This window comes from Frigoriflavimonas asaccharolytica (assembly GCF_013294015.1).
GTDB lineage: Bacteria > Bacteroidota > Bacteroidia > Flavobacteriales > Weeksellaceae > Frigoriflavimonas > Frigoriflavimonas asaccharolytica.
The window spans coordinates 1-22,818 of sequence record NZ_JABSNO010000019.1; the positions used below are offsets into that span (position 1 = coordinate 1).

Consider the following 22,818-nt stretch of genomic DNA (forward strand, 5'->3'; position numbering starts at 1 on the left):
TCCGTGATAACTTTAACTTGGAATCAAAAATTCCAGAAAATATCAATATTAAAATTTTAGAAATTGAAAATCATAGTGTTTTTAAGCGCTGACTAAATAATTTTAAACTTGATTATATGGGTAACGGAAAATTACTATGTTAGTTAAAATGTAAATCGTCAGCAAAAAGTAGACTACTTTTAGCATAAACCACTATAGTGTTCTCGTAGTAATATTTAGTTTTAAATATTATGGAAATGCCTACAAAACCTACACCGGAAAATCACATCAAAGATATCCACAGAAAAACCAGAAGGATTTAACAGCAGAAAAGAAAATAATAAACAGGTTTTGTACATGATCCATGATGAGACATCAATGGATTTAACCAATAAAACAGGGGGTTTAGTCCCTGTTTTAGTCCCTGGTAGTTCTTAACTGTCTGATTATTAGACTTGTTTGTAGAGAGGATGGGATTCGAACCCACGATACAGTTACCCGCATACTAGCTTTCCAGGCTAGCTCCTTCAACCACTCGGACACCTCTCTGAATGGGATTGCAAAAATAAGTTTTTTAATTGAATTCTTATGATGTTTTTTATATTTTTTTAAAAATTTTAAAAATGCTCAGATATTTCACCTCTTAAATTTTTCTCAAAGTTTTCTGCAAACGTTCCTTCGTAATTGGGATTGTCCAACAAATGCATCGCTTTGGTGATGGCACTTTCTGCCGTCATGTCTTTTCCAGAAATTGCCCCAACCTCTGCAAAAACATTGCTGTTATTATATTTACCAATGGAAATTCCACCAGATACACACTGAGAAACTACCACAATCTCGGTTCCACTCTCTCTAAGTTTTGTAAGCGTATTTCTTGTTTTTTCAGTATTAAAAATAGTACCAGAACCGAATGCTTGCAAAATCAAAACCTTCATTTTTGGCAATTCTTTAAATAGAGATAATTGCATTCCCGGAAATATGCGCCAAAACAAAACATCTTGAGAAATATGCAAGTCTGCACAAAAAGATTCTTCTTTATCTGCACGGAAAAGTTCGGCTCTTTCTATATTTAAATGAACTCCAGATTTTCCTAAAACGGAATAATTTGGACTTTGGTAAGCATCAAAAAACTCCGCAGAGTATTTTAAACTTCGGTTGCCTCTCAACAATTTATATTCAAAATAAAGGGCTACTTCTTGCACCATAGCTTCGTCGTTTTCGTACAAACTAGCGTAGTACAAACTCGTTAGTAGATTTTCCTTAGCGTCTGTCCTCAAATCTCCAATCGGCAATTGCGATCCTGTGAGAATCACTGGTTTTCGCAAACCTTTTAGCATAAAACTTAATGCTGATGCAGTATAAGACATGGTATCTGTACCATGAAGAATAAGAAATCCATCATATTTTTCATAATTTTTACCGATGTAGTTGGCAATAATTTTCCATTCTTCTGGGCCCATATCCGAAGAATCCAATGGAACTTTGAAGGGATGTACAGAAACTTTGCATTCCAGCAAATTCATCTCCGGAATTTTTTGGAAAATATTTTCAAAATTGAAAGCCTGTAAACTTCCCGTTTTGTAGTCTTTTTCCATACCGATAGTTCCGCCAGTATAGATTAGTAGTACTTTTCGTTTCATATGTAAACATATATTTTTTAATGTCATATGTTATCGCTCAAACTTTATCCTAGATTGTTTGAAAATTTGTTAACAGCGATTTCATAAATCCAAAAATACGATTATTTATTTCAACTTTAGAATCCAATTCATGAAGGAATATTTTTAATTTGTTAGAAAATTTAATAAAGAAAATTTTCACTTTTACTGATGAAAATTATACTATTATTTTCACTTATTTCCTTGCAGCTTTCTCTTAAAAAAGTTTGATGCAGGAGCTTCAAGTTTTAATGATGAGAAACTTGCAATTGCTTCTGCAGCCTCAAATATCGACAGGTTAAATATTGATAATTCGGCAACAGATCAAGTAAAAAATGAAGAGCCAAAAGATGGACTTTTCACCAAATGTTGTTTTGATGGAAACTTAAAATCAGTATTTTTTATAAGAAGCTTATTATATTCAATTACAGAAGTGAAGCGGAACACATTTAAGCAAGTGCAAATGGACAAATAAAAATATGATTAAAACGATGTATTTTTTAATAATGAATCGCATTTAGAAGTTTAACGGTTTAAATTTTTTAATTTTATAAATCTTGGTATTATTCTTGACAAGCATTCCGTAACTAAAAACCAATCTTAAATGCTCAAAAAAATCTGTACTATTTCCATGCTGTTTTGCCTTTCTTTCCTATTTCTGCAATGCGAAAAAAATGAATCGGTACAAAATACAACATCAAACAGTGCTTCTGATGTAGCTTCGAAAAAGGCTGAAGTACAACAAGAAATTGTAGAACAGAAGGTTGAACCTATTAAATATTCTGAGTTTGTTTTCCCAAAAGGTAAAAAAGATTCTGCAATGGCTGCTTTTGACGAAAAATATTCTGAAGAAGAGCAATACACGATTTTAGCCTTAAATAGATTAGATAAAAAAAATAAATGGCGCGCAGATACTTTGATAATTCCAGAAAAATTGGATACAGATTTTTTAATTTATTCGCCTTTTCCCAAAAAAGTTGAAAATCTTTCTGCGGTTAAGAAAATGGTTTTCTTTTCTTACGCCATTCACGCTTTTGCTGTTTACGAAAACGGAATTTTAAAAAAATGGGGACCATCTAGTATGGGAAAACAAGGTACGCCAACAGAAAAAGGACTTACTTTCACCAATTGGAAAAGTGAAATGGCAACTTCTACCGTAAATTCCTCTTGGAAATTAGGCTTTAATTTTAATATTTACAATAGATTAGGAATTGGTTGGCATCAATACGATTTACCCGGCTATCACGCTTCCCATTCTTGTTTAAGATTGCTAAATGAAGATGCAAAATGGTTGTATGGCTTTGCAGATCAGTGGGTTTTGGACAATACTGGAAACAAAGTTTTGGCAAAAGGAACTCCTGTATTGGTTTTTGGTGATGCGGAATTTAAAACAAAACCATGGCGAAATCTACTGAAAAATCCGGAAGCAAATACCTTATCTGAAGAAAAGATGTCTGAAATAGTACAACCAATTCTTACCAAAATTTTGGAAGAGCAAAAGAATTCTGAAGAAGTAAGAAGTAGGAGAGAAGCAGAAAAAAATAACGATGCTTAATCTTCATTTTCTACATCTAAATCTTCAAATTCTAAGGTAGATTCTATAGCAAATCTGCGGAGTTGTGCCATTTCCCTTTTGCTTTTATTTTGTCCAAATCTTGCTGCAGCGTAGGTGAAGATTATCAAAGCGAGTACAACTAATGCCACGGGTAAACACCAAGTAAAATCCTCGATTTTTATATTATTTCCTACAAACCAGAGCATCATTAAACTACCAAAAGATAGTATTAAAAAACTATAGAGAAACATAAACATCGTCCAGATATTAGAACTAGGACCAAAAACTCCTCGCACTACCGTTTTGCCTTCATCTATTTCTGTGCGCAAAGATAAATAAGGTTTGTAGTAAAAATCTTCCTCTGTTTCTAGGTAAATTGTAGCAATTTCCCTATTCACGTTGCCGCTAAATTCCTTATTTTCAGCGATGTATTTTTTCAAACTAGATGCATATTCATCTGGAGATAATGTTGTATAAACTTTAAATCTTGGCCGGGTGCGAATTCTATCAATACTGGATATTTCTGGTTTCATAGTTATTTTTGATAAGGGATTGGATCTTTCAATGTGATGGTGAATTCCATAGGATATCCACCTCTTAATATTTCGAATTTGAATGTTTTTCCATCTTCTTGCTTCATCATTTCATTTAACTCTGATAGAGTAGTGTAGGATGTACTTCTACCATTTATTTTTTGCAAAACATCATCCTTTTGCAAACCAGCAAAATATGAAGATGAATTTGAACGAACCGACGAAATTGCAAAGACTGGCTTCAAAACAAATTTGTATATAAATTCTGAAGTGGTGACCAATGCTTGAGAAGATACATTGTTTTCATTACCTCCATTAGACATTTTTATATACTCTTTTTCATAGGTGACGCCAATATGTTTAAAATCTAATCCACTTTTATTAAAAAGAAATGGCTCCTCAAAAAATCTATTTTTTTTGATATAAATTTTGCGGTTAGGATAGTCAAAAACTACATCAAGTCTGCGCATTATTTCGCTACCGATGGATCCTTTTCTTTCATTTTTCAATTCCAATTGTTGTATAGAAATCGAATCTGGAAGCGAAGTAATGGGTTGATCAAATACAAAATCTTTTAAAATAAGTTTCTCTATTCTTGTTCGTTTTCCAAATATATCTCCATTAAAACCTCTTCCCAAAAAATCGTCTATATTTGGTCTATCCACTGGAATTTTTTTTAATGCAGACGGAAATAACCACAATGCATCACTATTTCCAATATCTATCAAAAGTTTTGCGGCGTTGTTTTCATTGTTGAAATTTGCATTTGTTACCACGTAAGGCTTGTTTCCATCAATAGAAATGGGAACTTCTGCAAATGATTTCGTTTTTCTTTTGAAATATTTTGCATCATTATAAATGGTGATTCTTTTTGTACTATAATCAATTTGTATTTGATGTTTTTGAAAAAAATCGTATCCTATAATACCGTGAACGGGAATACCAACATGTGCAGAAAAATTAAAAAATTCATCTAATATTATGTAGACTGTATGGTGATAATCTATAAACTTCTCAGAAATTTTCATCATGTTATTGGTAGATTTCAAACCATCTACATTTAATTCACCTCCTAAACCTGTGAATTTTATTTTTTCAGCATTTGTAAAATTTATATCTGTATCGCCTTTGCTGATTAATAAAGTTTGGTTCACGCCAGTATCTACTAAAAAAGTGAGCGGAACGGAATTTAATTCTACCTCTACAAATATCAAATTATTAATTAATTGAAAAGGTATGGTGATTTTTCTATCTCCACTTGGTATCGTAAATCTGCTTTGCCCGAAGCAAAACTGACCAAAAAATACAAATATTAGAAGAAACCATTTCATCTCTTGAATTTACGATTTATTTCTGGAATTATTTCAAAATAAAAAATCCGTTTCAATATTGAAACGGATTAATTAATTATTAAGATTTAAATCTAGTATCTGTAGTATTCTGGTTTGTATGGACCTTCAACTTCAACTCCAATATATGCAGCTTGTTTGTCTGAAAGTACTTCCAATTCTACTCCTAATTTTGCAAGGTGCAAGTAAGCTACTTTTTCATCTAAATGTTTTGGTAGCATATACACTTCGTTTCCATAAGCTTCAGAATTTTTCCAAAGTTCTAATTGTGCTAAAGTTTGGTTGGTGAAAGAGTTACTCATCACAAAACTTGGGTGTCCTGTTGCGCAACCTAAATTTACCAATCTACCTTCTGCAAGGATGATGATATCGTTTCCATCAATGTTGTATAAATCTACTTGAGGTTTGATCTCGTCTTTTGTGTGGCCATAATTTCCGTTCAACCAAGCCATATCAATTTCATTATCAAAATGTCCGATGTTACAAACGATTGTTTTATCTTTCATTTTTTTGAAATGTTCACCTGTAATGATGTTGAAATTTCCTGTAGTGGTAATTACGATATCTGCAGTTGCAACTACGGTATCTAGTTTTTTTACTTCAAAACCGTCCATTGCAGCTTGTAGAGCACAAATTGGGTCAATTTCTGTAACAGTAACGATAGAACCAGCACCTTTGAAAGATGCAGCAGTACCTTTACCAACATCACCATATCCGCAAACTACTACTCTTTTACCAGCAAGCATAATATCTGTAGCTCTTCTTACAGCATCTACAGCAGATTCTTTACATCCGTATTTGTTATCAAATTTAGATTTTGTTACAGAATCATTTACGTTGATTGCAGGCATTACCAAAGTTCCATTTTTCATTCTTTCGTACAATCTATGTACTCCAGTTGTAGTTTCTTCAGAAAGTCCTTTAATTCCAGCAGTTAATTCTGGATAGTGATCAAAAACCAAATTGGTTAAATCTCCACCATCATCCAAAATCATATTTAATGGCTGTCTATCTTCACCAAAAAATACTGTTTGCTCTATACACCAGTTAAATTCTTCTTCCGTAAGACCTTTCCAAGCGTAAACTGGGATTCCTGCTGCTGCAATTGCTGCTGCTGCATGATCTTGTGTAGAAAAAATATTACAAGAAGACCAAGTAACATCTGCTCCAAGTGCTACCAAAGTTTCGATTAAAACTGCAGTTTGTATTGTCATGTGAAGACAACCTGCTATTCTTGCTCCTTTCAAAGGTTGAGATGCGCCATATTCTTCACGAAGAGCCATCAAACCTGGCATTTCTGCTTCGGCTAATGTAATTTCTTTTCTTCCCCAGTCTGCTAGAGAAATGTCCTTCACTTTGTAAGGAACGTATTGTGTTGTAGTTTCCATATATCTTTTAAATATTTATGCAAATTTACGAACTATAATTTTCTTACACAAAATACTGGATAAAAAATAACAAGATATCTTTCTTTAATTTTAATAATGATAAGATTTAGTTCTAAATTTATAAATAAAGTTTTTTCATTTCTTTTACGTAGTCTGTGTAATGCAAAATTGCTCTCTTGTTTTCCCCAGATTCTACCAACATTACTGAAGGCAAAACTAAATTTTCATAAATATGATCTAAAATTTCTCCCTTATTATACGCATTGTTTATATTTGTGAGCATTTTTGGGGCGATAATTTCGTATTCAGAAATCAATTTTTTATAGTTGATGTCTGGATTCATGATATTTTTTCGCAAATTTCTTAACGTCGTTAATTCATAGCAATCATCTGGAAAACCTTTATGAAATACGCATGCTGTAGTTAAAAAACATTCAATATTATCCGGTATTTCTCTTTCTTCAACATTAAAATTAATATCGGTTTCCAAATCCTTATTATAAATTAAAGCGTTTACACCTCTATCTATGAGCAAAACCGATTTTTCTCCAAAATTATCCTCTGCAAATTCAATATCGCCGTAGGTTTTATTTTCATTTATTTTAAGAGATAAATAGTATAAATTTTTTGAGCCGGATTTTTTAAAATAAAAATTATTTATATCGAAGTATAAAGTCTTATTTACATTTGGTTCTTCTTTCATTACAAACATTTGTATTTGCTTTAACATTATGATATCTCTTGTAGATTTTGTGAGTTTAATATTATCAATTGTAAATGATAAAACCCATTTTTCACCATCTACATCTTTAAAATCAACAGATTTATAATCTTCATAAACGCTATCAATTTCATGTTTTTCATTAAATGATATTAATGGAAGTAATGTTGCTGCAATTACTCCAGATGAGGCTTTTTTTAAGAATTTTTTGCGATCCATAGTGTTGATTTTTTGTAATTAGCTTAATTTACAAAAAAAATTATTTAGAAAATGATGAATATGAAGAATTCTCTCTTTTTCCAGAGTTATACAATTCTAATTTTTTGTTTATTTTTACTTTTAAAATTAATAAATGCCTTTATACCAAGATTTTTCAACAGACGATGCAATTATTTTGATTTGGTCTTTTGATGAAAATGAAGAATTTGACCATCAAAAATTAATCGAACCAGAAAACAGAGCACGAGTAGAGCGTTTTTTGCCAGAGAAATTAGCAGAGTATTTAATGATTCGAACGATGCTGAAAAGGATTTATCCCGATCATAAAATTTTGTACAAAACCATCGGTCAACCTTATTTGCTCCCAAAAGATGCTTTTATTTCTATCACGCACTCTTTTCCACTGGCTGCATTGGCAATTTCTAAAAAAAGAATTGGTATAGATTTGGAAAAAGCGACTCCAAAAATCATCAGAATAAAGGAAAAGTTTCTACATCCTAATGAACATTTGTGGATTCCAAAAGATCATGAAGTAGATTTTTTGACAATTATTTGGGTGATAAAAGAAGCTTTGTACAAACTTCATGCTTCTAAATATTGGTCTTTAAAAATGCATTACGAAGTAGAGAAATTTACTTTAGATAGTTTGGATGAGGTAAAATGTCGGGTTTTTGATGATGAATTTGAAGATAATTATATCGCAAAAGTTACTACGATTGATGATGTCTACTTTGCAACTATTGAAGAAAATCACAAAATAAATTACAAAATTCCAAGAGATAAAAAGATGTTTTAAAGCAATTTACAATAACTTATACTTATTCTTTTTTGCTCGGCAAGTACTTCTGACAAGAGTTCTAGTAACTCTGTAATGTTATTTAATTCTGCAAGCATAGAAATTTTTGATATATCTCTTTTATCAAAAAATTCATTTTCTTCTATCTCGTTTTTCCTTATCTTTAATAAACTTTCTAGGTGATTTTTCGGTTTTTCCAAAATCGCGGAATTTTGTGGAGAATCTTCTTCATTTTTAAAAATTTCTTCAATTTCTGCAAATTGCTGCAAAATTTTGATGTTCCATTGGTTAAAATCAATTTTGCTAAACAATTTCGTAGCATCGGAAAATTGGGAAAGAGAAGCGGTGTAACCCAAAGCGAGGTGAGAAGTGTTTACAAATTGATGCACATATTCCAATCTTTCTTGATGATTCTTTGGGTCGGAAAGCATCCGCTGAAAGTTATCTGATAGATTTGCTAAAGAAATGATGGCATCTCTTCTTTTCAACTTATAATTTTCTGCCTTTTCTGTGTTTTGTAGCAGATTTTCCATGACGACTTTGTAATAGTTGAGGTTTTCTTTCAAACAAATTTCCATCAAAGGTTTGTTGAGTGCCTCTTCCCAAATAGGAAAAATAAATAGAGAAACTAAAAACACCAAAACGCCTGCAATAGTAGTATCTACAAGTCTATCTTTAAAAATTACATTTACATTACCAGGATTTAAAAAATTGAAAGAAATAAAAATATAAATGGTCATAAAGAATACTGCCCAAGCATATTTGGTTTTTAGCAATGAAAAACACAAAATCATGCTGGAAAATAAAATGGTGAGTAAAACGGTATTATTTCCTACAAAATGCAGAATTAAATACGCTAAAAGTGCACCGGCAAATGTGCCGTAAATTCGCAATAAATTTCGGTGTTTTGTAATGCTGTACGCTGGTCTTATAATCGCGATAATGGTGATCAAAATCCAATAGGAATGCCCAATGCCGAGAAATTCAAATTTTGAAATTGCATAGCCCAAAAGCATAGCAACTGTTAAACGGATTGCATGGCGAAAATGAGAAGACTTTAAAGAAAAATTTTGCGCAAATATTTTAAAATTTATTTTTTCTTCTTGAGGTAAAAATTTTAAGACATCAAAATTTTTAGAAATGTTCTTTTCAATTTTTTCGTTCTGTGACCATTTTTTTTGAATGATTTTTACCTCATCGTTCATTTCTTTTATGCGCATCATCACTAATCTTAGAGATAAATATTTCTCTAGATTGGTTTCATTTAAATTAGCATTGCGAAGTTGAAAATATTTTTGATATACTTTTTCTAAATGGATGTTGATATTAATATTGGGTGAAATTTTATTCCCACTTTGCAGTGCTATTCCTACATTTTCTACTTCTTCTGCAAGATAGAGGAGATGATCATGGATATCTGTGAGAATTCCCGTCTCGGAAAAATTTTCTTGTAACTTCTTAAAATCCGTATTTGTGGTAATTAATTTTTCGTAAAAATCTATAGATGTCAGAAACATCAACATCAACATTCTACTTTGGTTGGTGGCTTCATCAACAATCTTTCTGGTTTTAAATAATACTTCTCGTGTATCTTCTTGCAATGTTTTTATGATGCTCAGCTGAGAAATTACCTCACTTATTTTATTTTCTGCCTCTACACCAACTTTGTAAAATTGTGCTCTTAATCTTAAATACTCGGCAAGTTGAATATAATTTTCACCTATCAGTTGGCTCGCTAGTTTGTAAGGTTGAAGTTTTGAAACAACAAGGAAAATAAATAAAAACCAAAAACAACCTGCGGAAAATATAAGTATGCTTTTTAAAATATCATCTCCGGATAGATGACCATCTACAAATACAGAAAAAATGACCAGGGAAATACCACCAACTACTGACAATCTTTGTCCGTACACTCCAAACATAGAGTAAATAATGCCAAATATGATGATTTCTAAATAAATAAATACAGTGTAATCTTTTAATAGTGAGGCAATTGCGGCAACGAGAATGAAATTTGTAATTGCAAAAATTAAGGTATTTCTCCGTCTGATATATGGCCCTATTTGATCTGTAAGTCCTACAAAACTTGTGGCTAGTGGAAATAGGAAATACTCTTTTAGCAAGCCAAAATAGGCCAAAATTATACTCGGAATTACCACTGCAAGAGCAACTCTCATTCCGGAGAATAAGGCTTGGCTGGTTGCAAATTTTTTTAATTCAGATGTATAATTCACTTGTATTCTTTGATGTTATGCAAAACTACTGAAACCTATTCATAAAAAAAACCTCAAGCAATTGAGGTTTTATATTTTAAGAAATTATTTTATTAATAATCTTGTGCGTTGTAAGTTTCTTCGCCGATATTCCATGTAAGACCAAATCTTAATGTATTGTCTAGCGCTGAATTTATTTTTGAAGTATTTATTAAATAAGAAACATCCAAAGCGAAAGAATTATATTTCAATCCAATACCAGCAGTACCGAATTGTCTTGCGCCTTGCTCCTCACTCTCATGGAAGTAACCTCCTCTTAAAAAGAACGCATTATCATAAGAATATTCTACACCTCCAGAAAGCATGATGCTTTTTTCATTGTTAAAGGATTTTCCTATACCTTGTAGAACGCCTACATTTGGTATAGCAAAAGTATCGTTTCCATTTCTATCTTGTCCAGTAACTTCTTGCCCTGGAACCAATAATTTAGATCCTTCTGCGGTGATGCTCACTTTGTTCATGTCATCAATAAAGAAATCATATCCTAAACCTAATCTACCAATGGTTGGCAAATAAGATCTAGATTCATCGTCTCCTGTATAGTCTAGTTTTGGTCCTAAATTTTGAACAGAAAAACCTGCATTTAATTTATTATCCATACCTCCTAATCCAGAGAATTTTGGAGAAGAATAGTATCCAGAAACATCAACTGCAAAAGAGTTTGCTGCTTTTAAAGTTGTATCTGTGTTGAAACCACCCGATAAATCTGAACGTATAAATCTACCAGTAACAGCCATAGAAAAAGAGTCTGCTAATTTTAAAGCATACGCTACATCTACTGAAAATTCATTTGGTTTTGCTGTACCGCCATCTGCCACAGTATTTTCACCAACCAAAGTTCTCAAATCTACCTCTCCCATGTTGAAATAATACAAACTTGCAGATATTGTAGATCTTTCTTCATCACCTATAAATGTGAAGTAAGAACCATAAATGAGAAAAACATCGTTGGTAAGTTTATTAAGATATGGAGTATAATTGACACCTACACCAGAAGTAGTTCTGCTGAAAGGATATTTTGCTGCATTCCAAAATTGAGAATAAACATCCGGAGATGTAACCACACCTTGATCTCCTAGACCACCAGATCTAGCATCTGGTGCAACGCGCAAAAAAGGTGCTCCGGTTAGAACGGGCCGTATGTTGCTCAAGTCTTGTGCAAAAGCAGCGAAACTAAATCCTAATCCTACGCCTAAAAGCAATTTTTTTGTGAAATCCATATAATCTTATTTTTTAAAGTTCAAATATAATAATTATTTTAATAATACCATCTTTTCTATTGCAGTTGCTCCACCTTTGCATTTGTCTTGATTCTGGCTGCGAGCAAAAATCTTAAAAATATAGGTTCCTTTCCCTACTGTATCGCCAAAATCGTCTTTTCCATCCCACATTATCGCTTGTCTTGGTGTTCTGAAACCTTCAAAAAATGGTTCTCCAGATACAGATTGGCTTATTGTTTTTACTAATTTTCCGGTGATGGTATAAATTTGTACGTTCACATCAAGAATATCATCACAATTATGTTCAAATTGGATATACGTTTTATCTGTGAAAGGGTTTGGCCAGTTCAGCAATCTTTTTACTTGCAATTGTTGATCAGTTTCATCTTTTACTATAAAGTTTAACGTTTCCGTAGTAGAATTATTGTTGATGTCCCAAACTTTAAATGTAAGTGTGTGCTCACCTGGTGCAAGATTTCTAAAAGGGTAGGTTACATATCCCTTTTGATATTCTGCAAGATTTGGACTGGCACAGCCCAATCCATCTCCCGGACTATAGAAATCATTTAACACTACAGTGTTTATTATTTGCCCATCTAGAAATACCGTTATATCATGTCCGATACCTGATCCTGTGCTATTAATACCTGTATCATCTGTGATACATGCCAATAAAAGTGGATTTTGATTGGTGATGCCGCCGTTTGCAAAATTCGTGTTATTCATATATAATCTTACCGCTGGTGGAGTGCTGTCTGTAATTCCATTAGGATTGATGTCTCCTATTTGATAAGGTAAATTTGTGAATACATCAAAAACATTATTATCCGCATAAGCAAGAATTCTACCTGTTCCAACTACATAATTAATATCATTTGGCACATAAAATTCTACCGTAAATTGCCCATTAATGGCTACTCCTGCAGCTTTTACGATTGGGCTTCCTTCTTCTATATAATTTAAAATTGGAACCAGATTCCCATCATTATTTAAAGTAGATTTGGATACCTTTTTGTCGAAAATATTAATTGCAACCTTCCCATTAAATGTAGTATCTACAGATCCACTTGCATTATTTATATGTCCGGTAATAGTTACAAAATCTAAAGCTCTTATAATATTTGGAACTGGTGTTGCAATGTTATCAATTTGTATTAATCTTTTGGGTCTACTCATTTTCATGGCTGGATCTCCAAAAAAGTTTACTTTAAAATGATTGGAATTTCCGCCAAAATTCTGTTTCGCTTCAAGGTGTGCATCTCCCAATGTTTTAAAATCATCATTGAGAAGTTTGAACATCGTCCGCGTAAATTCCGCAGTAAAAAGTACACCATATCCTACATCTATTGCTCTGCTAGAGGTAATCATAGAAGATGCTCCGCCATTCTTCAATTTCATGGTTTGCTCTCCAGTAGAAAATACATTCGGCTCGTCCCAAAGCGTAAATTCGCAGGTAATGGTAGATACGAAAGGCGTTCTACTATAAATTTGATTAAAATTATTAAAATTTGAAACTTCATCTGAGGTTAAAATTCTTTCTTGAGACCATCCATTTGGTCCACCATGTCCAAAGTAGAACATATACATGCTATTGCTTATATCATTAGAAATAATTTGATTTACTTGCGGATATCTTTGTCCACCTGCCGTGCTTATAGCGGGGAAAGAATCATTATATGCTTTTCTTACGTTGTACTCTGGCTTATCAGAAGTGCCTTCAAATGTTTGCACCAATGCACTATTCATTACCGTGTGAAAAGGTGTTCCGCCATCATTATCATCATCTGCGAAAAAATCTAATTTCATTCTCCACACACCAAATGGGGTAGATTGTCCTGGCAAAGCATTGTAATAGCCCAATGTTTTATCAATCATATTTGTCGCTTCTGTAATATTTGCCGCAGGAATTCTACCGACTGGTATATCTGGAATGATACCCGGGATGAATGTAGAAGTTTGCGGTTGCGTCATTGCAAAATAATCATCTGTTACATAAGAATTTACAAAATCTGCACTATATTCACTTTGAAATCCTGGTACGATGTTAAAATTATTGGGTGTTCTATTTTTGAAATCATAAGTTGCATCACCTAAGATAAAAACATATTTTAATGTTCCAGCTGGTCTATTTAGTTCCGTAATAAAATCTCTAATTGCAGTCATATCTTGGCTACCACTGCTATATTCGTTATAAATTTTATTAATATCTACTATTTGTACATTATAATTATTCTTTGTTTGATGGTAATTTGCCAATCTTTGTGCTTGGGGAATCATTTGAGGTTGAGTAAGAATCACATAATCTACATTTTGCAAACCTTTCAAATTTTGATTGGTTATTTTCCCGACGAAAGCTGGCGAGAAGGCTGCATCTGCACGAAATGCCACAAATTCATTATTGAAAACAGGACTATTGGTAGAGTATCCAAAATTAAACGTAGAATTATTTGATGCTTTATTCACTTTTCTACTCGCATTTGTAAGGTCAGATACATCCCAAATCTGATCCATCGCAGTAGCATTTGCTACAGAAAAACCATATAGCGTTCCGGATCCGCTTTGAAGAGAAAAATCTCTAAAATTCATCTGCGAACCATTAAAATTTAGATTTTCTTTGTACTGCACCTCTGCATAATCTAAATAAAATACACCATTAGGATTAATAGTCACATTTGGAGTATAATTAATTGAGATAGAATTACCAGATAAATTACTCACAAAACCGCTATATCGCAGTGGAATGAATATTTGTGCAGCTCCACTTGGTACGGTTTGAGTAGAATTATTCTGTGAGTTTACGTTGAATTGAATATTTGTGCCTTGTGCGTTAGAACCAACAACTTGGGTTCTGTATCTTATTAAATCCCCAGCTTGTATTGGGGAATTTGTATTAAAAGTAACAGTTTTTGGGGTAGAAAAAAATGCGGCATCTAGCCATAATCTACCTAATTTTAATAAATTTACTTCGTCTTTATTTATAAATTGAAAATCATCATACCTCGTTATTAGATTAGCAGGTAGCACTTCATCTTGCAACTGTACCCTTTTACCAGGCCCTTTATCAAAATTGATAAAGTAATAAGAAACGTCTTCATATATATTTTTCACGTTATTGCTTCTGTCTGTTCTGGTATCCGTTCTTTTAAAGCCATTGCCATTTGTAGTATCATACAAATTATATCCATCCGGACCTTGAGCATAAAACAATGCGAAATCCCCAGTATTCCAAACTCCATCATCTTCACCTACAACTTGTATAGCATTTTCTTGCAATGCATCATATTTTGTATTTTGGTTAAATTCTGAAAGCATGACTCCACCATTACCGTAAATTCTAAAATTTTTGGGGTTTACATTTCCTGGATTTATACCATTGCTCTGTAAAAATTGACTTGTAATTTTAAAAATACCAGATTTATCTACTTTTATTTTGTAGAAATCACCAGAAGAAAGCGGATTATTAGTTGTTCCAACCTTCTGTATTTGTCGCGGAGTACTATTTCCACTCGATAAATTAAAAGAAGATACACGTTGTAATTGATTATTAAAAGATCTAAATAATGCTAAATTGATAGAAGCTATACTACCGTTTTCTCCGTTGTAGTAAGAAATTCCAGAAATTTCATGATCTGCAATATCATTCGGAACCAAATCATACAAGTCTTTTCCAGTAATATTATCCCATTGAATATTATCAATTTTTAAATTTTTTTCTGGAACATTTTGTTTTATATTAATAAATATATTATTTTGGTCGAATGAAAATCCTTCATTGGTAAAATGAGGAAGATTCATTTTGGCTACACCGAAATCGTGGATTTGAGAGCCATCCCATTGAATATTGACTCTTTGAGAAAAATAAAAACTATTAAAAACTAATAAAAATAAAAAAGTATAAAGCCTGATCATATTGCGAATGTATTTCTAAATTACAAATTAAACGAAAATTTATAAAATATTGTATGATAGAATAAAAATAATTTCGCTGCATTCGATAAAAAAATCAATTTTTTACTTGATTTATTAATAAAAATATTATTTCTTTGTACTTTGTAAACATTAATTAAACTATGAAAAAACTAAAGTTATTTTCATTAATAGCATTAAGTTCAGCATTTATTCTTTCCAGTTGTGGAGGTAGTAATGGTGGTGGCACTAAAAGCTTTGTGAGTAAAACAGGATGGAAACCAAACGACAAGAAAGGTTGGTTCTTTGCCGGAAAACAAGAAAAACAAAAAGGTTGGCCAGGAATGGTGCTTGTTGAAGGAGGAACTTTCACGATGGGATTGGTGAAAGATGATGTAATGCATGATTGGAACAATACGCCGCATAGAATGCAGGTAAGTTCTTTCTTCATGGGTGAAACGGAAATCACAAATTATGAATACCGTGAATATCTTACGTGGTTAAAGTACGTATTTCCACCATCTGATCCAGATTTTAAAGAAATTTATAGTGGAGCTTTACCAGATACTTTGCTTTGGGAAAACAAATTATCAAGAAATGATAATGCTACCAATTATTTCAGAGATCCAGGTTATGATTTCTACCCAGTTGTAGGAGTTACTTGGACACAAGCAAATAATTATTGTGATTGGCTTACCAATAGAGCAAATGAAAAAGCATTAATGGATAAAGGCGTAATAGCTAAAAATTTATACCTTAATGATTCTAATAATATTGGAGCTACAGCCTTTAATATGGATAAATTCAAATCGAATGATCCAGAGATGGCAGCTTATATTAATAAACAAAGGTTAGATCAAAAATCTGGATTGAAAGGAGTTACTGATAGAGTAAGATCAGCAAATGGTTCTCCAAATTCAGATCTAGTTACCAAATTCAGACTTCCTACAGAAGTAGAATGGGAATTTGCTGCTCTTGCAGTTGAAAAAAATAGAGAATACAATAATCTTCTAGGTAAAAATCCAGAGATTGAAAATTTAAGAGGAACAAAAGGAAAAAATTCTGGTATGTTCTTAGAAAATTTCAAAAATGGAACTGGTGATTACTCTGGTGTACCTGGATGGAAAAATGATGGTGCTGCAAGAACTGCAGATGTTAAAGATTTCCCATCTAATGCTCTAGGTCTTTATGGAATGTATGGAAACGTTGCAGAATGGTGCGCGGATGTTTACAGACCTATAATTGATGCAGAATATAGCGATTTCAATTACTTTAGAGGAAATGTTACTCAAAAAATTAATAGAAATGGAGACGGTTCTTATAAAAAAGTAGAACAAGGTACAATGAAATTTGATACTTTGAATGACGGAAGATTAGTTCCAAGAAATTTACCAGGTGAATTCGAAAGAGAAGTAATTGCAGATTACAGTAATTTCAGAGACGGTGATAGAAGATCTTCTCTTGAATACAGAACAGAATCTGACAGCACAGATCCGAATTTTTCTATGTATAATGCTCCAAAAAAGAACTTTTATGTAGATGCAAACGGTAAAGTGATTTTAGAAAAAGACGTTGCAAACAGAACCTCGCAAGTTGCTAATTATATTAGAGTTGTGAAAGGTGGTTCTTGGCAAGATACAGCATACTGGTTAGATCCGGGCCAAAGAAGATACAAAGATGAAAAACAAGGCTTTGGTTGGATTGGTTTCCGTGTAGCGCAAGATGCTAAATCAAATGAAAAAAGTAGAACGAGAAGATAATATCTTCTAAATTTAATACAAATCCTTCCTATTTATAGGAAGGATTTTTTATTTTTGCAAAGATGAATGCACAAGATTTTTATTCGATATTTAAAAGATGTACCGCTGTACAAATAGACAGTAGAAAAGTGAAAAAGAATGATATTTTCTTTGCCTTTTCTGGCGATAATTTCAATGCTGCCCAACTTGCAGAAAGTGCAATAGAAAATGGCGCACTTGCAGCAATTGTAGAATTACAAGAGTTTGAAAACAAAGAAAAAAATATTTATTATGTAGCATCCACTTTGCAATTTTTACAAGAATTAGCCATTTATCATAGAAGTAAAATTGATATTCCTATCATTGGTTTAACGGGAAGTAATGGGAAAACTACTACCAAAGAACTCATTCATACAGTACTTTCCGCAAAGTACAACGTATTAGCAACAGAAGGTAATTTTAACAATCATATTGGTGTTCCCCTTACTTTGCTTTCTATAAAACCGGATCATGAGATTGCAGTGGTAGAGATGGGTGCTAATCATCAAAAAGAAATTGAATTTTTGTGCACGCTGGCTAAACCAACTTTAGGATATATTACTAATTTTGGAAAAGCACACTTAGAAGGTTTTGGTGGTTTTGAAGGTGTAATAAAAGGTAAATCTGAGATGTATGCTTACTTAATGAGTGAGAACAAAACAATTTTAATTAATAAATCTGACCAAATACAAGTTGAAAAAACGGTAGATTATAAAGATGTCATTTCTTTTGGAACTCCAAATGCAGACTATTATTTTGAAAATTACACAGAAAACAATCTGGTTGGTCTAGAATTCTTAGGTCAAAAACTACTTTCACAACTAACTGGAAGCTACAATTTCTCCAATCTTTCAGCTGCTGTCGCATTAGGATTAAAGTACGACATTGATTTTACAAGTATAAAAAATGCTGTTGAATTGTATGTTCCTACAAATATGCGCTCTCAAATACTAAGAAAAAATGATAAAACTTTAGTTTTAGATACCTACAATGCAAATCCTTCTTCGATGGTAGAATCTTTGAAAAACTTTAGTTCATTTGCTGGTTCCAAAACTATCATCATTGGCGATATGCTTGAATTAGGCAATGAAAGTGAAACAGAACATAAAGAGATTTTAAATTTCGCTAAAAACTTTTCTTTTAATCAAATTATTACGGTCGGAAGAGAATTTCAAAAAGCGAATACTGGAGATTTAAGTTTTACAAATACTCAAGAACTGATTGAATATTTGCAGGGAAATAAAATTATTACAGAAAATATTCTATTAAAAGCATCACGAGGAATAGCTTTGGAGAAAATTTTAGATTTTATAGATTGATTGTTTGCTAGATTTTTTATGAAATTAAACTAATGAAATCCTATGTTTTCAAGAATCATTTTTATATTTTTGAACGTTTTAGGATATACTATTTCCACTATATCACGTTTGTTTTTCCAGGCAACTTCAGAAATTCCTTCTTCAATTTGAGGAATAGGAATTTCATTTCCAGCATAATTCATAGAAAACCAATGCGTGATTTTTAAAATATTTTTCAAATTTCTATCTGTGTAGATGTGGTATGTTTCTGTAATGAATTCTGTAATTTCTAGATGAGTAATTCCTGTTTCCTCTTCAACTTCACGTAAAGCAGCATTTTCTGTAGATTCACCGATTTCAATTTTACCTTTTGGCAAATCCCATTTACCCATTCTTTTTATAAATAAAATTTCCTCGTCCATGTTTTTCACAATTCCGCCTGCCGCTTCTATTGTAATTATAGATTTTTTGAAATTTTCCCACAAAGCATCAGAATTTTCAAAATAAATATTCAGAGCTTTGCAAGATGTGTTTTGTAGAATATCAATTCCCATCTCGAAGGTTTTTGCATCTTCAAATTTTAAATTTTTTTCGACACTTTTTTCTGATTTTGAGAGAAATAATTCTTTCTCGTTTACAAAAACTTTATACATTTGCATTATTGTTGTTTAATACTACAAAAATATAAAAAATGAATTTAGAAGGAAGAAAAATAATCATTAATAAACCAGTTTCTGAAATTGTAGAATTACTAAAAACATCCTCCAATTATGAACAATTAATGCCAGAAAGTTTGCAAAAATTTGAATCTAGAGAAGGGAGTTTTAAATTTTCTTTGCAAGGAATGCCAGAAATAGCACTGAAACTGGGAGATATCAACGAAGAAAAAGCTGTATTAACCTCTGCAAGTTCTAGTTTAGAATTCGAATTGGTTACTCATTTTACCAAAATTAATGAAGAAACAACAGAAGCTCAGATGCTTTTCGAGGGAAAATTTAATCCATTTATAAAAATGATGGTAGAAAAACCTTTGCAAAATTTTATGAATGCACTCACAGATAAAATAGAAAAGCATTTTGCTTAATTAATTTCACAGAATTTACAAAGCCTGAAATTTATATTTTGGGCTTTTTTATTTAAACTAATATTCCGCTGCAATGATCTTTAGAACTTCCCGTTGCGGAAGAAAGTATATTTATCTCATTATTGATTCTTAAAACGCCCATAAAAGCAAAAATCAAAGCTTCCTTAAAATTGATAATGTCACTTTCAGGAATTATAATTTCTGCCTTTGTTTTAGTTTTTAATAATGAAATTAAATATCCATTAAAGCTTCCTCCACCAGTAATCAAGATGTTTTTTAACGAATAATAGTTAGCAATATCCGCAATTTGGTTTGCAATATGATGCGTGAAGGTGGCCAATATATTTTCATCTTTTAAATTCTCTAAAAGAGGAAATACATTCTCGTTTACCCATTCTAAACCCAAAGATTTAGGTGCTTTTTGTATATAAAATTTTAAATTATCTAATTTTTCTAAAATTTGTTGATCTACGATACCTGATTTTGCGATGTTTCCATTGTTATCATATTTTTCACCAAAATTTTCGGCGATTTTATTTAAGACAATATTTACTGGGCAAATATCAAAAGCCAATCTTTTTTCATTTTTAATAAAAGAAATATTGGAAAATCCACCCAAATTTAAACAAGAATCATATGCTGAGAATAAAAGAGAATCTCCAATTGGAACCAATGGCGCTCCATTTCCGCCCATTAGCACATCTTGGCTGCGAAAATCATAAACTACTGGGAAATTGTTAAATAGCTTAATGGCTCGTCCATCGCCGATTTGGGTTGTAAATTTTTTTGATGGTTGATGAAAAACCGTGTGACCGTGAGATGCAATTACATCTAGCTTTTGAATTTTATTTTTAGAAATGAAAATTTTTATTTTTTCGCCCAAATAAAAACCATATTGCGAGTTTAGCTCCATCAATTCTGGTGCAGATAACGAAAAACTGCTTTTTAATTTATTTTCCCAATCTGCAGGATAGGGGATTGTTTCTGCTTTCAAAATGTTGAAATTCCATGAAGAACCATGTTTCTCGAATGTTGCATAGCAAATATCCAGACCATCCAAACTTGTCCCAGACATTAAACCTATAGCGTAGAATTTCATTTCTATTTTTTTTGAATACCAGGTGCAGACATTTTACTTTTATTAAATGCACCAGAATTATTGAAAAATTGATAGCTAGAAAAATCGTCTTTCGCAGTCATACCATTAGCGCCAACTAAGGTGTTTCCATCTGGATCTGTGACGAAAACAGTGTCACTTGTGTAAATTTCTTTCTTAGTTTGATTCCAAAATACAGATTGTGTTGCAAACAATTGATCTTTATTTGTGCGGATTACAACATTGCCGCGTGCTTCATAAAATCTACTTTTTTCATTGTATTTCGCGAAATTTGCTTTTATATTTCCAGGTTTGTCGGGTGTTTCTTTGTCATAAAAATCTATGACGATACCTTTTCTTGCGACAACATAAGGAGAGTCTGAAAGTTCAAACTTTTCTAATAGTTTTGCACTTGCTCGCAGTTTTACAAGTCCAGAATCTCGCTGCACTATCTTTGCATTGTAAATAACCTGTGTAGGCACATTTTTCAATTTGTTTTTGGCATTATTTTCCGCAATATCTTCATCACAAGAAATAAAAAATACAGCACATCCAAAAAGGAAAGCTGTATTTTTAATTATTTTTTTGAGGAAAATATTCATCCTAGTTGATCAACCTTTTATTAAACCATTTATCAGAAAAATTAATTCCAATTTTTAAATTTACAAAATTCTGGTTGATAAGATTATTTTTGGTAGTACCTCTTTTTCCTAAATCCACACCAATATCTAAACCGCTTAATCTATTTGCACCAGTATTTTTAAATGGCAATGTAGCTCCGAAAGAAAGTCCAACCGTGTTGATGTTTGTATCGTTTATGAACAGATTTCCTTTTTCATAATACGCACCATACCTATAAATAACTCTATTAAAATAATTTCTAAAGTCATTAGCATTTGGTAAAAACCAACCACCTGCAATAAATTTGTAAGAATCTCTATATTCGAAAACTTGTCCAAACAAATCTACTGTTTGTCCTTTTTTATAGTCTACCTGCGTACCTACAAACCATTTGTTTAAATGACCGTATCCTGCTCCAGTAGAAATTTCTAAAGGAAATAGACTTTTCACATCTCCTTCTTTTTCTTCAATAATGTCTTCCTGAACTTTTACCGACAGACCATCGTAATAATAAGTACTGTTGGTATATTTAGTCGTCAATTTACTACTATTTCCAAAAGTACTTGTTGCGCCAAAAGTTAATTTATGATCATTATCAAATTTTTTCTGATAAGTTGTACCAGCTGTAAAATTTAAATTTTGAATTTTTGTGTTGGTTTCATACCCATTAATTAATTCTGAATTGGAAGTTGTAACTTCATCTATATCAGAAATATTTCCAAAATAATAATTTGTTCTTAATCCTAAGGATAATTCTGGAGTAATTTTGTAAGAAACCGCTGCTTGTAATGTATTTACACTACCTGTACCTTCAAAATTATTTGCTTTAATAGTACCATCCGAAAACAACTCGGTTTGTACTACATTATAACTCTTGCTGCTGTATGGTTGATATCCTAAACCAAATTTCACCTTTGGGGATAGTGGAAATGCCAAAGAAATATTAGACAGATAAGTAGAATGTTTGGTAGATTTAGAATCTGTAACACCAGATTTGAAAAAATTATTTTCATTTCTAGCTTCTATCCTGAAAGAGGTAAGTTCCAGATTATCATTAGCTGCAGGATTTTTAAAATTAAAACTATTTGGAAAATCTGAAATGTACGCGGTTGATAATCCACCCATAGAGTTGGTTTCCACAGTGTTGTCATATTTTACATCTCCAATTCCATAGGATGCATAAGGAGAATTTCCAATACTTTGAGCGTTGAAGAAATATCCTACGATGAGAAATGAGCCAACAAAAATTTTTTTCATACTGTTTTTTAAGCGAGCGCAAATATCCTAAAATATAATGAATTCTGAAAATTAAGCATGGTTAAAGTTTGTTAAGGAGAATATGGT

17 protein-coding genes and 1 tRNA gene are annotated in these 22,818 nt (G+C 32.0%); 5 read left to right on the forward strand and 13 right to left on the reverse strand.

Going from position 1 to position 22,818, the window contains the following annotated elements; translation table 11 throughout:
• Window positions 1–441 precede the first annotated feature (441 nt).
• Together HNQ03_RS11570 and HNQ03_RS11575 are read right to left on the reverse strand one after the other, a co-directional pair.
• A tRNA-Ser gene (locus tag HNQ03_RS11570) sits at window positions 442–528 on the reverse strand.
• 68 nt (window positions 529–596) lie between these two features.
• Window positions 597–1,619, reverse strand: a complete 1,023-nt coding sequence (locus tag HNQ03_RS11575; RefSeq protein WP_173779848.1) for an asparaginase — start codon at window positions 1,617–1,619, stop codon at window positions 597–599.
• Window positions 1,620–2,241: 622 nt separating this feature from the next.
• Here HNQ03_RS11575 and HNQ03_RS11580 point away from each other — a divergent pair.
• Entirely contained in the window at window positions 2,242–3,192 is a 951-nt protein-coding gene (locus tag HNQ03_RS11580; RefSeq protein WP_173779849.1) for a L,D-transpeptidase, read from the forward strand.
• On the opposite strand, the gene HNQ03_RS11585 is transcribed toward HNQ03_RS11580, so the two are convergent.
• The 4 genes from HNQ03_RS11585 to HNQ03_RS11600 form a co-directional block, all read right to left on the reverse strand.
• Window positions 3,189–3,725, reverse strand: a complete 537-nt coding sequence (locus tag HNQ03_RS11585) for a hypothetical protein (protein ID WP_173779850.1) — start codon at window positions 3,723–3,725, stop codon at window positions 3,189–3,191. The genes HNQ03_RS11580 and HNQ03_RS11585 overlap by 4 nt on opposite strands.
• A 2-nt stretch (window positions 3,726–3,727) precedes the next feature.
• Entirely contained in the window at window positions 3,728–5,056 is a 1,329-nt protein-coding gene (locus tag HNQ03_RS11590) for an aspartyl protease family protein (RefSeq protein ID WP_173779851.1), read from the reverse strand.
• A gap of 92 nt (window positions 5,057–5,148) precedes the next feature.
• On the reverse strand, window positions 5,149–6,462 hold the full coding sequence (gene ahcY / locus HNQ03_RS11595; RefSeq protein WP_173779852.1) for an adenosylhomocysteinase: 1,314 nt from the start codon (window positions 6,460–6,462) through the stop codon (window positions 5,149–5,151).
• 118 nt (window positions 6,463–6,580) lie between these two features.
• The gene (locus HNQ03_RS11600; protein ID WP_173779853.1) at window positions 6,581–7,402 is read right to left on the reverse strand and encodes a hypothetical protein; all 822 of its coding nucleotides are present in this window, start codon (window positions 7,400–7,402) and stop codon (window positions 6,581–6,583) included.
• Between the two features lie 133 nt (window positions 7,403–7,535).
• On the opposite strand from HNQ03_RS11600, the gene HNQ03_RS11605 reads away from it, so the two are divergent.
• On the forward strand, window positions 7,536–8,198 hold the full coding sequence (locus HNQ03_RS11605) for a 4'-phosphopantetheinyl transferase family protein (protein WP_173779854.1): 663 nt from the start codon (window positions 7,536–7,538) through the stop codon (window positions 8,196–8,198).
• Here the strand turns inward: HNQ03_RS11605 and HNQ03_RS11610 are convergent.
• From HNQ03_RS11610 to porU, 3 genes are all read right to left on the reverse strand, one after another.
• Entirely contained in the window at window positions 8,195–10,432 is a 2,238-nt protein-coding gene (locus tag HNQ03_RS11610) for an FUSC family protein (RefSeq protein WP_173779855.1), read from the reverse strand. The genes HNQ03_RS11605 and HNQ03_RS11610 overlap by 4 nt on opposite strands.
• A gap of 92 nt (window positions 10,433–10,524) precedes the next feature.
• The gene (porV, locus tag HNQ03_RS11615) at window positions 10,525–11,691 is read right to left on the reverse strand and encodes a type IX secretion system outer membrane channel protein PorV (RefSeq protein WP_173779856.1); all 1,167 of its coding nucleotides are present in this window, start codon (window positions 11,689–11,691) and stop codon (window positions 10,525–10,527) included.
• Between the two features lie 33 nt (window positions 11,692–11,724).
• Window positions 11,725–15,600 (reverse strand): type IX secretion system sortase PorU, encoded by a 3,876-nt coding sequence (gene porU, locus HNQ03_RS11620; protein WP_173779857.1) that lies wholly within the window; start codon window positions 15,598–15,600, stop codon window positions 11,725–11,727.
• A 161-nt stretch (window positions 15,601–15,761) separates the two neighbouring features.
• Between porU and gldJ the strand changes: the two genes are divergently transcribed.
• Complete coding sequence (gene gldJ, locus HNQ03_RS11625) at window positions 15,762–17,357, forward strand: gliding motility lipoprotein GldJ (protein ID WP_173779858.1); 1,596 nt, start codon at window positions 15,762–15,764, stop codon at window positions 17,355–17,357.
• Window positions 17,358–17,419: 62 nt separating this feature from the next.
• Window positions 17,420–18,694, forward strand: a complete 1,275-nt coding sequence (locus HNQ03_RS11630) for a UDP-N-acetylmuramoyl-tripeptide--D-alanyl-D-alanine ligase (protein ID WP_173779859.1) — start codon at window positions 17,420–17,422, stop codon at window positions 18,692–18,694.
• A gap of 29 nt (window positions 18,695–18,723) precedes the next feature.
• On the opposite strand, the gene HNQ03_RS11635 is transcribed toward HNQ03_RS11630, so the two are convergent.
• Window positions 18,724–19,326 (reverse strand): NUDIX hydrolase, encoded by a 603-nt coding sequence (locus HNQ03_RS11635; protein ID WP_173779860.1) that lies wholly within the window; start codon window positions 19,324–19,326, stop codon window positions 18,724–18,726.
• Between the two features lie 38 nt (window positions 19,327–19,364).
• On the opposite strand from HNQ03_RS11635, the gene HNQ03_RS11640 reads away from it, so the two are divergent.
• Complete coding sequence (locus HNQ03_RS11640; protein WP_173779861.1) at window positions 19,365–19,757, forward strand: SRPBCC family protein; 393 nt, start codon at window positions 19,365–19,367, stop codon at window positions 19,755–19,757.
• A 52-nt stretch (window positions 19,758–19,809) separates the two neighbouring features.
• Here the strand turns inward: HNQ03_RS11640 and HNQ03_RS11645 are convergent, their stop codons facing one another.
• Genes HNQ03_RS11645 through HNQ03_RS11655 form a run of 3 tightly spaced genes read right to left on the reverse strand, consistent with a single transcriptional unit; the run spans window position 19,810 to window position 22,731 of the window.
• Window positions 19,810–20,856, reverse strand: coding sequence for an anhydro-N-acetylmuramic acid kinase (locus HNQ03_RS11645; protein WP_173779862.1), 1,047 nt, complete (start codon window positions 20,854–20,856; stop codon window positions 19,810–19,812).
• A 2-nt stretch (window positions 20,857–20,858) separates the two neighbouring features.
• On the reverse strand, window positions 20,859–21,455 hold the full coding sequence (gene lptC, locus HNQ03_RS11650) for an LPS export ABC transporter periplasmic protein LptC (RefSeq protein ID WP_173779863.1): 597 nt from the start codon (window positions 21,453–21,455) through the stop codon (window positions 20,859–20,861).
• A 1-nt stretch (window position 21,456) separates the two neighbouring features.
• Window positions 21,457–22,731: a hypothetical protein gene (locus HNQ03_RS11655; RefSeq protein ID WP_173779864.1), complete on the reverse strand. Its 1,275-nt coding sequence runs from the start codon at window positions 22,729–22,731 to the stop codon at window positions 21,457–21,459.
• Window positions 22,732–22,818: the final 87 nt, after the last annotated feature.